The 12529-nt window shown below is 66.5% G+C and carries 13 protein-coding genes and 1 tRNA gene; 11 read left to right on the forward strand and 3 right to left on the reverse strand.

Features of this window, described 5'->3' with window-relative positions; all coding sequences use genetic code 11:
• Positions 1–287 precede the first annotated feature (287 nt).
• From FZN60_RS03005 to FZN60_RS03020, 4 genes are all read left to right on the forward strand, one after another.
• Entirely contained in the window at positions 288–1115 is an 828-nt protein-coding gene (locus FZN60_RS03005) for a siderophore ABC transporter substrate-binding protein (RefSeq protein WP_246726561.1), read from the forward strand.
• Between the two features lie 110 nt (positions 1116–1225).
• A complete protein-coding gene (locus FZN60_RS03010; protein ID WP_158870962.1) occupies positions 1226–2179 on the forward strand; it encodes an ABC transporter permease in 954 nt (317 codons plus the stop codon).
• Positions 2166–3173: an iron chelate uptake ABC transporter family permease subunit gene (locus FZN60_RS03015; RefSeq protein ID WP_158870964.1), complete on the forward strand. Its 1008-nt coding sequence runs from the start codon at positions 2166–2168 to the stop codon at positions 3171–3173. The genes FZN60_RS03010 and FZN60_RS03015 overlap by 14 nt, the downstream gene beginning before the upstream one ends.
• Positions 3170–3937, forward strand: a complete 768-nt coding sequence (locus tag FZN60_RS03020) for an iron ABC transporter ATP-binding protein (protein ID WP_158870966.1) — start codon at positions 3170–3172, stop codon at positions 3935–3937. The genes FZN60_RS03015 and FZN60_RS03020 overlap by 4 nt, the downstream gene beginning before the upstream one ends.
• 34 nt (positions 3938–3971) lie before the next feature.
• Here the strand turns inward: FZN60_RS03020 and FZN60_RS03025 are convergent, their stop codons facing one another.
• Complete coding sequence (locus FZN60_RS03025) at positions 3972–6152, reverse strand: TonB-dependent receptor domain-containing protein (protein WP_158870968.1); 2181 nt, start codon at positions 6150–6152, stop codon at positions 3972–3974.
• 223 nt (positions 6153–6375) lie between these two features.
• Here FZN60_RS03025 and FZN60_RS03030 point away from each other — a divergent pair, with 223 nt between their 5' ends.
• The 4 genes from FZN60_RS03030 (at position 6376) to FZN60_RS03045 (ending at position 9449) form a co-directional block, all read left to right on the forward strand.
• The gene (locus FZN60_RS03030; RefSeq protein WP_158870970.1) at positions 6376–7776 is read left to right on the forward strand and encodes a glycosyl transferase family protein; all 1401 of its coding nucleotides are present in this window, start codon (positions 6376–6378) and stop codon (positions 7774–7776) included.
• Between the two features lie 129 nt (positions 7777–7905).
• Positions 7906–8660 (forward strand): IS5 family transposase gene (locus FZN60_RS03035; protein ID WP_422570103.1). Its coding sequence is split into 2 segments (ribosomal slippage): positions 7906–8238 and positions 8241–8660, totalling 753 coding nucleotides; the frame shifts between segments, so codons are not numbered across the junction.
• A 211-nt stretch (positions 8661–8871) separates the two neighbouring features.
• Complete coding sequence (locus tag FZN60_RS03040) at positions 8872–9327, forward strand: hypothetical protein (protein ID WP_158870974.1); 456 nt, start codon at positions 8872–8874, stop codon at positions 9325–9327.
• A 48-nt stretch (positions 9328–9375) separates the two neighbouring features.
• Positions 9376–9449: transfer RNA gene (locus FZN60_RS03045), tRNA-OTHER, on the forward strand.
• Here FZN60_RS03045 and FZN60_RS03050 read toward each other — a convergent pair.
• The gene (locus FZN60_RS03050) at positions 9441–9722 is read right to left on the reverse strand and encodes a helix-turn-helix domain-containing protein (protein ID WP_158870976.1); all 282 of its coding nucleotides are present in this window, start codon (positions 9720–9722) and stop codon (positions 9441–9443) included. The two genes, FZN60_RS03045 and FZN60_RS03050, sit on opposite strands and share 9 nt — an antisense overlap.
• A gap of 98 nt (positions 9723–9820) precedes the next feature.
• On the opposite strand from FZN60_RS03050, the gene FZN60_RS03055 reads away from it, so the two are divergent.
• Together FZN60_RS03055 and FZN60_RS03060 are read left to right on the forward strand one after the other, a co-directional pair.
• Positions 9821–10858 carry an IS1595 family transposase gene (locus tag FZN60_RS03055; protein ID WP_158871269.1) on the forward strand — a complete coding sequence of 346 codons (1038 nt, stop codon included), beginning with the start codon at positions 9821–9823 and terminating at the stop codon, positions 10856–10858.
• A gap of 143 nt (positions 10859–11001) precedes the next feature.
• Positions 11002–11235 (forward strand): DUF433 domain-containing protein, encoded by a 234-nt coding sequence (locus tag FZN60_RS03060; RefSeq protein WP_158870978.1) that lies wholly within the window; start codon positions 11002–11004, stop codon positions 11233–11235.
• Between the two features lie 63 nt (positions 11236–11298).
• Here the strand turns inward: FZN60_RS03060 and FZN60_RS03065 are convergent, their stop codons facing one another.
• Complete coding sequence (locus tag FZN60_RS03065) at positions 11299–12108, reverse strand: IS5 family transposase (RefSeq protein ID WP_158871271.1); 810 nt, start codon at positions 12106–12108, stop codon at positions 11299–11301.
• Between the two features lie 87 nt (positions 12109–12195).
• Between FZN60_RS03065 and FZN60_RS03070 the strand changes: the two genes are divergently transcribed.
• Positions 12196–12501, forward strand: coding sequence for a hypothetical protein (locus FZN60_RS03070; RefSeq protein ID WP_199266469.1), 306 nt, complete (start codon positions 12196–12198; stop codon positions 12499–12501).
• Positions 12502–12529: the final 28 nt, after the last annotated feature.

The following is a 12529-nucleotide window of genomic DNA, read 5'->3' on the forward strand; positions in this document are numbered from 1 at the left end:
GCACCCCCTCAACGCTGCCAGGCAAGCGGACAAATATGACTTGCACAATCATGATTTTTGCGGAACACGTGCCCCGTCACAATCCCGCTCAGCAGATGGGACGCACCTAACTTCGTTGATGTGTCGTCTGCCGCCGACTCGGTCGCCGCTGCGGGGAGCGCTCGAGCTTTTCACTCACGGGTCTTGCCACGATGAAGCTTCTTCCCTCCCTTCGATCCAAGTTCCTCGCCGCCGTGTTCGCCAGCGTATGGAGCCTCGCACCCGGCATCGCCTCGGCACAGGACACGGTGAGCATCGAGACCGCCAGCGGAACCGTGGCGATCCCCCGCACCCCAAAAACGGTGGTCGTCTTCGACACCGCCTCACTCGACACGCTGGACGCGCTTGGCATCAGGGCGGCTGGGGTCCCGCAGGCGCGCCTACCCGACTACGTCGACGCTCATGCCAGCGCGGAAAAGGTCGGCTCGCTGCAGGAGCCGGATCTTGAGGCAGTCGGAGCGCTGGAGCCCGACCTCATCATCGTCGGCGGCCGCTCGCGCAGTCAGGCCGAAGCGCTCTCCGCCATTGCCCAGACGATCGACCTATCCATCGACAACGACGCTTTTCTTGCTAATGTCGAGACCCGCGCGCGCGATCTCGGGAAGGTGTTCAACAAGGAGGTTGAAGCCGAGGCGCTGGTGACGAAGCTCAAAGCCTCGATCGCGGATCTGAAGACCGAGACCGGCGGCGTCGAGCGCGGTCTGATCGTGCTCACCACCGGCAACAAGATGAGCGCCTACGGCCCGGGATCGCGCTTCGGCATGCTCCACACAGATTATGGCATCAAGGCAGCACGCGACGACCTCGACACGGCCACTCACGGTGAGGCGATCTCCTTCGAGTTCATCGCCGAGGCCAATCCGGACTGGCTCTTCGTGGTCGACCGAGACGCTGCGATTGGCCGGGGCGCGGCAGCCTCCATGCTCGACAACGCGCTCGTGGGCCGCACCGATGCCTGGAAGAACGGCCGAGTGGTTTATCTCGACCCGGCCGGCTGGTACCTGATGGGCGGCGGCATCCAAGCGGTGCAACGCAACGTCGAGCAGCTGCGCGAAGCCTTCGCCGACAAAGGCTGACATCCTTTCGCGACCGCCCTGACCGGTCGGGCCGCTCGCACGGCTCGCCCGGCTTCATCCCTCAACGCTCGGGGTCTTCAGGGGCCGCTTTGACCTGACAGTCTCTCCGCGTGCCGACCATCCTCGTTCCAGCGCTTGCCGTTCTCGGCCTGTTTCTCGTCAGCCTCTTCGTCGGCGTCAGCGACGTGTCGCCCGCGACGATCCTCGCCGACCCTCAGGCATTGGAATTGCTCCTCGTCAGCCGACTGCCGCGCACGATCGCGCTTGTGCTCGCGGGCGCGGGCATGGCGACGGCCGGGCTCATCATGCAGATGCTGGCGCGCAACCGCTTCGTGGAGCCCTCGACGGCGGGAACCGTCGAGTCCGCCAGCCTCGGCCTCCTCGCCGCCACGCTTCTCGCCCCCGGCATGGCGCCCTTGGGCAAGATGGGCGTGGCGACGCTCTTCGCGCTCCTAGGCACCGGCCTCTTCTTCGCGATCCTGTCGCGCGTGCCGCTGCGCTCGACGCTGATCGTGCCGCTCGTCGGCATCATGCTCGGCGGCGTCGTCAGCGCGGTGACGACCTTCTTCGCCTACCGCTTCGATCTCCTCCAGTCGCTCGGCGCCTGGGCCACCGGCGACTTCTCCGGGGTGCTGCGCGGGCGCTACGAGCTCCTCTACCTGTCCGCGGCCCTGACGCTCGCCGCCTTCCTCGCCGCCGACCGCTTCACCGTGGCGGGCCTGGGTGAGGCCTTCGCCACCAATCTCGGCCTGAACTACCGGCGGATCATGGGCTTCGGCCTGTCCATCGTCGCCATGGTCACGGCGGTGGTCGTCGTCACCGTCGGGGCCATCCCCTTCCTCGGCCTCGTCGTGCCGAACCTCGTCTCGATGGTTGTCGGCGACAACGTGCGGCGCGTCGCGCCCCTCGTCGCGCTCGGCGGCGCGGGCTTCGTGCTGGCTTGCGACATCGTCGGGCGCGTCGTGCGCGCGCCCTACGAAGTGCCGATCGGAACCGTCGTCGGCGTCGTCGGCTCGGCCCTCTTCCTCGCCATCCTTCTGAGGCGCCGCCATGAGCTCGGCTGAGGCGCGCCGCGCGCCCTTCGCGCCGCCCCGGGCCGCTCGGACGGTCCCGGCCGGCCTCGCCCTCTCGCTTCTGGGCGTCGCGCTCCTCGCGGCGATCGCGGCCTTCATGACCGTCGGCGCGCGGGGCAGCTGGAGCTTCGTCCTCCAGCTGCGCGGCCTGAAGGTCCTGCAGATGCTCCTCGTCGCCTACGCGATCGGCGTCTCCACCGTCCTGTTCCAGACCATCACCAACAACCGCATCCTGACGCCCTCGATCATGGGCTTCGACGCGCTCTACGTCCTGATCCAGACGGCGCTCGTCTTCGGCCTGGGCTCGGCGGCCCTTTCGGCGATCGACGCCCGGGCGACCTTCGCGCTCGAGCTCGCCGCGATGACCGGCTTCTCGCTCCTCCTCTTCCGCTGGCTCTTCGCCGGGGGCCTTCGGAGCCTCCACCTGACGCTCGTCGTCGGCATCGTCTTCGGCACCTTCTTCCGCTCGCTGTCCGGCTTCATGCAGCGGCTGATCGATCCGAACGAGTTCGTGGTCCTCCAGGACCGCTTCTTCGCGAGCTTCAACACGGTGAACCGCGACCTCCTCCTCGCCGCGGCCGGGCTGACCCTCCTCGTCTCCGTCTTCGGCTGGCGGATGCGGCGGCGCTTCGACGTCCTCGCGCTCGGGCGCGAGGCGGCGGTCGGGCTCGGCCTCGACCACAGGCGCGACGTCACCGCGATCCTCGTCCTCGTCGCGGTCCTCGTCTCGGTCTCCACCGCCCTCGTCGGCCCGGTGACCTTCTTCGGCCTCCTCGTCGCCAACCTCGCCTACCAGATCGTGCCGACGCACCGGCACGCGGCCGTGCTGCCGGCGGCGGCCATGCTGGCAGGGCTCTGCCTCGTCGGGGGGCAGCTCGTGCTGGAGCGGGTCTTCGCCTTCGACACGGCGCTGGCCGTCATCGTCGAGTTCGTCGGCGGCGTCGTCTTCATCCTCCTCCTGCTCAAGGGGCGCGGCGCGCGATGATCGAAGCGAGATCCGTCTCGAAGTCCTACGGCCCGGCGCTCGTCGTCGACGGGGTGTCGGTGACGATCCCCAAGGGCGGGGTGACGGCCGTGATCGGCCCGAACGGCGCGGGAAAATCGACGCTCCTGTCGATGGTGAGCCGGCTCGTCGGCATGGATGCGGGAACGGTGACGGTGGACGGCCTCGACGTGAGCCGGACGCCCGGCGACGTCCTCGCCCGCCGCCTGTCGATCCTGCGGCAGGAGCAGGCCGTCACGGTCCGTCTGACCGTCGCCGACCTCGTCGCCTTCGGCCGCTATCCCCATTCCAAGGGGCGCCCGACGATCGAGGACGAGGCCCGCGTCGAGGCCGCGCTAGCCTGGCTCGGCCTCGATGAGCTGTCGGGCCGCTTCCTCGACGAGCTGTCCGGCGGCCAGCGCCAGCGCGCCTTCGTCGCCATGGTGCTCTGCCAGGACACGGACTACGTCCTCCTCGACGAGCCGCTGAACAACCTCGACCTCAAGCACGCGGTGGGGATGATGCGCCTCCTGCGCCGGGCGGCGGACGAGCTGGACAAGACGGTGGTGGTGGTCCTCCACGACATCAACTTCGCCTCCTGCTACGCCGACACCATCCTCGCCATGAAGAACGGCCGGCTGGCCCACCAAGGGCCGCCGGCCGAGATCATGCGCCCGGAGGTGCTGCGCGACCTCTACGAGATCGAGGTCGACGTGGAGGAGATCGGGGGCAAGCGCATCGGGCTCTACTTCGACGCGCGGGGGTGACGCCGCCGGGGGAGCGGCGCCGCGTCCCGCCCCCTCAGAACTCCGTCGTCAGCCCCACCCAGACGCGGCGGCCCTCCTCCGAGGTGTTGAAGTCGGTCGGGCCGACCCGCTTGTCGAAGACGTTGTAGACCGCGCCCTTGACCGTGACGGTCTCGTTGAAGGCGTAGTTGGCGCCGACGTCGACGGTCGCGTAGGCGTCGTACTTGCGGCCGGGCTGCCCGTTGAGGCTGATCGCGCGCCCGTTGGTGCCGATGCGGGCGCCCGCCGCGACCTCCGAGCCGTGGTAGATCGCCGAGCTCCACAGCGCGAGACCCTCGACGGGCGTGATCCAGTCGAGCCGGGCGTTGCCGGAGTGCTCCGGCGTGCGGGCGAGCGGGAAGCCCTCGTAGATGCCGGTCTTCTGCTCGGAATCAGTGTAGGTGTAGCTGGCGCGGGCCGAGAGCGTGTCGGTGATGTCCCAGTTGGCGGCGAGCTCGACACCCTGGATGACCGCGTCGTCGATGTTGTAGTTGTACCAGAGGCGGTAGTTCGGGTCCTCGCTCCAGCGCACCGGCCGGCCGCGGTCGTCGAGGACGAGGGCGTTCGAGATCTTGTCCTTGAAGTCGGTGTGGAAGTAGGTCGCCCCCGCCGAGAATCCGGCATAGCTGTCCCACAACACGCCGAGCTCGTAGCTGGTGCTCGTCTCGGCCTTGAGGTTCGGGTCGGCGATGATGACGCCGCAGGTGCCGTTCGGCCCATAGGAGCAGCCGCCCCCGCCCGTCGTATAGGCGTAGCCCGGCGCGATGTCGCGGATCTCCGGCGCCCGGAACCCGGTGGAGACGCCGCCCTTGATCGTCCACTGCTCGTGGGGGTGCCAAACGCCGTAGAGGCGCGGCGTCACTTCCGCGTCGTAGAGTTCATGGTGATTGTAGCGGATGCCGCCGGTCAGCGCGAAGGTGTCGGTGAGCTGCCACTCGTCCTCGGCGAAGAGCGCCCACTGCTCGACCTGGAAGACCTCGTCGGCCCCCGTACGCCGGCCGGGATTCTGGTCGGTCAGCTTGGCATCGAAGAACTGGCCGCCGACCACGAGGGTGTGGTTGCCCGCGAACTCGAAGGGCGTCGTGAACTTTCCATCGAGGACGCTGTTGCGGATCTCGGGCGAGCGCGGGTTCTCCACGAAGTCGGAAGCCAAGCCGGACCACGTGTAGTTCGTGCGCTCGGCCCATTCCTGCGAGAAGGAGAATTCCGAGGTCGTCCAACCCCAGCGGCCGATATGGGTCGCCGACCAATGGTCGCGGTCGTTGTCGTTCTTGATGTCGTTCGCGTTCGCTTCGAGCGTGTTGCCGGCTTCCGCCTCGCGGCGCAGGCGCGTGACGCCGCCCTCCAGCAGGAAGTCGTGGTTCTCGTTCGGCGTGAAGGTCAGGCGGCCGGTGACGTCGCCTTCCTTGGCGCCGGTGACGCCGCTGAGGAAATCGTCCTCGCCGCGCCGGAAGGCGCGGCCCCAGAGCTGCAGGCCGAGGATGTCGCTGACGACGGGACCTGCGCCGTAGAAGGAGATCTGGCCGGAATTGCCGTACTTCCCGTGCTGCTGCGCCGTGCCCTCGACGGTTGCCGAGCCGGTCCAGGTATCGGAGACCTTGCGGGTGATGATGTTGATGACGCCGCCCATGGCGTCGGAGCCGTAAAGTGAGGACATCGGCCCGCGCACCACCTCGATGCGCTCGATGGCGCTGATCGGGGGAACGAAGCTCTGCTCGAAACCGGAATTGCCGTTGGTGCGCGCGTCGCGCGTGCTTTGCCGCTTGCCGTCGACGAGGATCAGCGTGTAAGCGCCGGGCAGGCCGCGGATGAAGACGTCCTTCTCGTTGGCGACGCCGGTGACCGCGACGCCCTGCACCTCGCGCAGCGCGTCGGTGAGGTCACGGAACTGCCCCTTCTCCAGCTCCTCGCGCGAGACCACGGTGATCGAGGCAGGAGCGTCGCGCACGTTCTGCTCGAAGCCGGAGGCCGTCACCACGACGGTATCGAGGCTGAGGACGCCGTCAGCCTCTGGGTTCGTCGAAGCGGCGTCCTCTTCCTCGACAGCCTGAACGGTGGACTGGGCATGGGCCGGAGCGACGGAGCCGGCGAAGCCGAGGCCGAGCGCGGAGGTCACCAGGAGCGTCGCGCGCCATGGCGCCCACGCCGAACCGATCGGCTTCGCCGCACCCCTCGTTCCGTCCAAAGCCGCATCCATATGAGCCCCCTAAAACTTGAGTACTCTGCTCCTCTTAAGTATGGAACGAGCCGGATCAACCGCGCTGTTTCCAAGCGATTCCAAGTTCAGGAAAACGCAACTCGGGTTCCTTCGGGCAGCTCGGGCAGCGCGCAGGACAGGAGCCGCCCCGTCATTGGACGACGCGATACGAGCCTTAGCCGCCAACCGACCGGAAGCCGAAGGCTACCTGGACGAGGCGTCCTTGCCGCTGAACCGACTCCGCCTTCTGATCGCCCTCGACGCGCTTATGGTCGAGGGCTCGGTCGGGCGGGCGGCGGCGCGCATGGGGCTTGGCACGCCGGCGATGAGCCGTCTCCTCAAGCAAATTCGCGACCTCTACGGCGACCCTATCCTCGTGCGTACCGCGCGGGGCATGGTGCCGACACCATTCGCCGAAACGCTGCGCCTGCGCCTCCGAGCGCTCGCCGCCGAAGCGCAGGATCTCCTGGAGCCTTCGCTACCGGGCGCAGGCCCGGCGGGCGCCGACCGCGGGTGGCCCGGCAACCGCCGCCCGATCGTCGAAGCGCCTCCGCTGGCACTGCGCGGCGCGGCGCCGCCGGAGGGCGGTCCCGGCCCAGCCGCCTTCGCCCGCAAGCTCGCCGCCATCGGCCCGCGCGCCGAACCGCGCCAGCGCCTTGCCCGCGCGATCGCGACGATCGGCGCGGGCACCGGCCGCTCTCGAGCCCTGAGCACCGAGGAATCGGAGGATGCGCTCGGCATTGTCTTGTCCGGCGAGGCTGATCCGGTCCAGATCGGCGCCTTTCTCGTCGCCTTCCAGCATCGCGGCGTCACGGCGAGCGAGCTCGCCGGCCTAGCGGCCGCCGCCCGCGCGCGAGCCGGCGCCTTGCCGACGGGAGGAAGCGTGGCGGATCTCGATTGGCCCGTCTACCTCTCGCCCAAGAGCCGCTTCGAGCCTTGGTTCCTGCTCGCCGCGCGGCTCGTCGGGCGAACCGGCGCGCGCGTGCTTCTTCACGGCTTTGGCCGCGACCGCGAAGGCCATGACCGGCTGGGCGCGGCATGCGCGCGCCTCGGCATCCCCGCGGCCGCCTCGCTGGACGCGGCGGGCCGTGCGCTCGACCGCGGCGGCATCGTCTTTCTGCCGATCGAGGCTTTCGCCCCGAAGCTGCGCGATCTCCTAGGCCTCTACCAGCTCCTGGAAATGCGCTCGCCGTTGTCCCACGTCGTGCACCTTCTTGATCCGCTGGGCGCGCGGGCGAGCCTCCTCGGAGCCGCGCCTTCGGCGCACCGGACGCTCCACCGTGACGCTGCTCGTATTCTGGGCTGCCTGAACATCGGCATCCTGCCGCACACGCGGGACGTCGCCGAGGCACGGCCGAACCGCGCCGCTCTCATCCAGCGGCTTGTGGCGGGACGCCCGACGGAGTTGCGCCTGCCAGCCATGCCGATCGAGCGTCTTGACCTGCCGAGCGGCATGAGCGCGGCGGACTACTTGGAAGCGGTCTGGCATCGCCAAGCCATGGACGCTTATCCGCGGCGCGTCGTGCTGGACACCGCGGCACTCGCTTTGACGGTGCTGCGCGAGGAAGAGGCTCCCGGCGCTCTGATCTCCTTGCGGGACGAGATCGAGGCGCTCTGGCGATGATCCGAGCCTTACTTTTGGATCGGCGATGCATCTTCCACCAGCTTGAGGTGAACACCCTCAACAGACTAGGCTCAGGACCTATTAATTTGGATTGACAGGTGCTTCGGTTCGGCCTTGGAGGGTGATCCGATGGGCGAGTTGTTTCTGTTGAGCGAGTGTCAGATGGCGCGGATCGCGCCGCACTTTCCGCTGGCGCACGGCGTGCCGAGGGTGGACGACCGGCGCGTGGTGAGCGGGATCGTCTACGTCATCCGCAACGGCCTGCAATGGAAAGACGCGCCCCCTGGCTACGGGCCGCACAAGACGCTCTACAACCGCTTCATCCGCTGGTCACGGTTGGGTGTCTTCAACCGCATCTTCGCAAGCCTGGCGGGCGAAGGTCCAAGACCCGAGCGCATCATGATCGACGCCACGCACCTGAAGGCGCACCGTACCGCGGCCAGCCTCCTCAAAGGGGGGATGTTCCCCGCCGTATCGGACGCACGAAGGGCGGCCTGAACTCCAAGCTCCATGCTGTCTGTGACGGGCAGGGTCGACCGCTCGTCATGACGCTCACCGAAGGACAGACCAGCGACTACAAGGGCGCTCGCCTGATGCTGCCCCATCTACCGCCAGTCCGCGAACTGCTGGCGGACAAGGGCTACGACGCCGACTGGCTGCGCGAGGCGTTGACCGAGCGCGACATCGCGGTCTGCATCCCCTCACGTGCCAAGCGCCGGAACCCGGTTCCGCACGACGCCACGCTCTACAAGCAGCGCCACAAGATCGAGGTCATGTTCGGCAGGCTTAAAGACTGGCGCCGCATCGCCACGCGCTACGACCGATGCGCACACACCTTCTTCTCCGCCATCTGCATCGCTGCCGCCGTCACCTTCTGGCTCTGATCAATGAGGCCTGAGCCTAGCGAGCTGATTGGCGTCGACGCTGCGCACGGATCCATAGCTGGGTTAATAATGCGGTATTAGGTAGCAAAGACATGCGAGCGTCTGGTTTGCCATTTCCGGACAAAGCACGACGACGTTAAATTTAGCTAAACCGTTGTCTGGACTCCCGTTTTGACTCCGAATACAAACCGGACGAGCAGGAGATGAGGCCATGTCCGGTTTGGCATCCGAAATCGAGCAGGCGGAAGCCGAGGTTGCCGAGTTGGCGTCCAGGTTGGCAAACGCCTTCGCCCGGATTGACGCGGACGCTCACGAGAAGCGCCTCGCCGTGATCCAGGAGACGGATCAGGAACGGGAGGCCCTCAACTCCCGACTACACCACTTGAGGAGCGCGCTGCGCGAGGCCAAGCCGCGGACGCTCGTCGTGGCACCGAAGAGCAAGGCAAAACCGTCTCGATCACCGAGCGAGATTATCTTGGCACTTCTTGCTGGTGCCACCGATCCGGTCCCGACTAGCGAGATCGATGCGGCGGTCATATCGGGCGGCTGGACAAAGGCGGCCTCGGAGAAGGCCAAGACACGGCTTCGCGATCAGGGCCTGATCCACAGCGAGAAGCGGCGCTACACCATCACCGAGAAGGGGAAGGAAGAGATCGGGGGGCGGTAGCCCCCATGAACGAGAATGGCGCCGCCTTCGGGCGACGCCATTCTATGTGCGGATGTAAGCTCAGTGGTAGAGCTTGAGGAGTGCCCACCCCCAGGTCGCGGGTTCGATTCCCGTCATCCGCTCGGGGAACCCTTGACGTGAGATTCGCCGATCGGCGGAACTGCGTCAAGGGTTCCCACCCCTTTGGCTCGTCCATCGTCGTGAAACACGAGCGTCATGCCGGCCGCTTCGAGCGCTGTGACCAGAGCCTTCGCATTCGCTGGCATCGGTGTGCGTCGACCCTTCTCGAAATCGCGGACCGTCGAGAGACTGACGCCAGCCGCACCGGCCAAATCCTCCTGCTTCCAATCCAGCCAGGCCCTGGCGGCTCGGCACTGCTCCGGCGAGATGATCATGACGATGGACTTTAGTAACCAACGTCAACGTCTATCGTTGGCGTTCGATGAATCAGTTCCCAAATATGACGCCAACGGCAATCGTTGGTCAATCGGGCATGGCGGGAACGGGTGAGAAGGGGCCGGGCAGAGGGCCGGGCGCGGGACAGCACTTCCTGCTGTCGGCCGCCGCTCGCCGTCTGTCGCTCGCCATGGTTGCCCGCCTCTCGGACGACGACGCTCAGGCCATATTCCGCAACATCCGCTGGTGCGACACACGGGGTGAGCCGGTCTGCCCTCGGTGCGGCTGCGCTGCGGTCTACGAACACAGGAGCCGACGGATCTTCTCCTGCAAGGCGTGCGAGAAGCAGTTCTCGGTTACGTCCGGGACTATCTTCCATGCTCGCAAGCTGGCCCTCCGCGACATCCTGTTGGCCATCGCCATCTTCGCGAACTCGGCGAAGGGGCATTCCGCCCTGCATCTCTCGCGGGATCTCAACGTCCAGTACAAGACGGCCTTCGTGCTCGCCCATAAGATCCGCGAGGCGCTGGGAACGGAGATGGACGGCCTGACCGCGTCGGGCGAGGTCCATGTGGACGGCGCCTACTTTGGGGGCTACGTGAAGCCTGCCAACTGGAAGGAAAACCGGCGGGACCGTCGTCTGTTGAAGAACCAGAACGGCAAGCGCAGGGTCGTGATCGTCATGCGCGAGGTGGACGGACGGACATTGCCCTTTGTCGTCCGGCACGAGGCTCACGCCGTCCCGATCCTCGAGCAGCGCATCAAGCCCGGATCGACTGTTCACGCCGACGAGGCGCGATCATGGGATCCGCTGCACTACGGTGGACTCGACGTTCGTCGCATCAACCACCAGGAAGCCTACAGCGACGGCGACGCCTGCACGAACCAGGCGGAGAGCTTCTTCTCGCGCATCCGACGCGCCGAGATCGGCATGCATCACCACATCGCCGGACCGTACCTGCATGCCTACGCTCACGAGATGGCCTGGCGTGAGGACGCCAGGCGAATCGACAACGGCACGCAGGTTCTGATCATGGGTCTGTCGGCCCTGACGCACCCACCGTCGTGGACCTGGAAGGGCTATTGGCAGAGGGCGAGGCGCAAGCCAAGCCCTTCAGAGGGGCACCATCCGTAGCCCGGCACCAGAACTGGGATGACCGATACAACGAAAGATGTCAGACTGTCGGTCGTGTAGGCGTTGATCCCGATGAGATTCTATTTTCGGAACATGCCGACCATCCTGCAAGAAGGCCGATGCCAGCTCTCAGAGATCAAGTGATGGCTCACAACACGCTCACCCTCGATGAACTCATCGTCTCCAACCCGGATGTGATGGGGGGACGTCGGGTGTTCCGCAATACCCGGGTGCCGGTCGAAGTCCTGTTTGAGAATCTGGCCGACGGCATGTCGGTGGATGAGATTCTGGATGAGTATGAGACCCTCGACCGAGACGATGTCGTGACCGTCCTGGAACTGACGTCGAAGGTCATGGCGAGAACGAGGGCCGCGTGAGGGTCATCCTCAATGAGGGGGTGCCGAAGCAGCTTGCCGAGGCCCTCAGAGAGCTAGAGGCTGTTATGGACTGGTTGCGAGTAGAGCGGCCTGTTTGAGCATGATGCAGGCGAATGCGATGACGTGCAGATCTGCCAGAGTGCTTGCATATCGCTCATAGTCCTTGGCAAGGCGGCGGAAGCGGGTGGCCCAGGCGAAGGATCGCTCGACCACCCATCGCCGTGGCAGGAGCACGAAACCGCGTTTAGCCTCAGGCAGTTTGACAACCTCCAGATCGATGCCGTGCGTCTTGGCCGCCGAGGCGGCTCGCGCACCGCTGTAGCCTTGGTCGACATAGGCCAGGTCGACGCTCTGCCCGGTCGAGGCCTGCACCGCCTTGGCCAAGCGCTCGACCTCGCCGCGATCCTCAGCGTTTGCCGGCGTGACGTGAAGGGCCAGGAGATGGCCGAGCGTGTCGACGGCCAAGTGCAGCTTGGAGCCTTTCTTACGCTTGGCCCCGTCATAGCCGGCCCGCGTCCCGCTCTCGGGCGAGGAGCGAAGCGTCCGGCTGTCCAGGATCGCCGCGCTCGGCTCGGCCTTGCGACCCGCGGCAAGACGCAGAACCGCCCGCAGATCCTCGGCCAGAGCCTCGAAGCAGCCCGCCGCCAGCCAGCGCTGCGCCTGCTGGTAGACCGCGGCCCAGGGCGGCAGATCGTTGGGCATCCAGCGCCAGGGAGCGCCCGTCTTCACCACGTAGCGCAGCCCGTTGAACACCTCGCGCAGCGAATGCTCGCGCTGGCCTGCTTCCTCGGGCAGAAGCGTCAGGTAGGGCGCGACCAGCGCCCACTCCTCATCCGAAACGTCCGACGGATACGGCTTGCGGCAAGTCCTCATCCCCAACCAGATGAGCTATCCCGCCAAACCAGTCCATAACAGCCTCTAGGCGTCGATGCGCACAAGTTCCCGAAACATCTCCGGCAGATGACGAACGGGGAGTTGATCAGAGCGGTCGAAGCGGCGGGGTTCAACGTGCTTTTGACCAATGACAAGAACATCGCGAGCCAGCAGAGCCTGCGCGGCCGCAACGTTGCCGTCGTAGCCCTTCCTCTCAACAAGAAGCGTCAACTCGTCGAGCGGGCAGCGGACGTGGCCGATACGGTGCATCGGTCGCGACCGGGCCAGCACGTCGAAATGCGGATGGATGGAACACGCAGAGCGAAGAAGGTCGTAGCCGAGGATACGGTCACGGAAGAGCTTCCAGCCATATCGCCATTTAGCTTCAAATGAGCATGTAACCTGTTGCCGGGTGATCTCA

Origin of the sequence: Antarcticirhabdus aurantiaca (assembly GCF_009765365.1) — a bacterium.
Classification (GTDB): domain Bacteria; phylum Pseudomonadota; class Alphaproteobacteria; order Rhizobiales; family Rhizobiaceae; genus Antarcticirhabdus; species Antarcticirhabdus aurantiaca.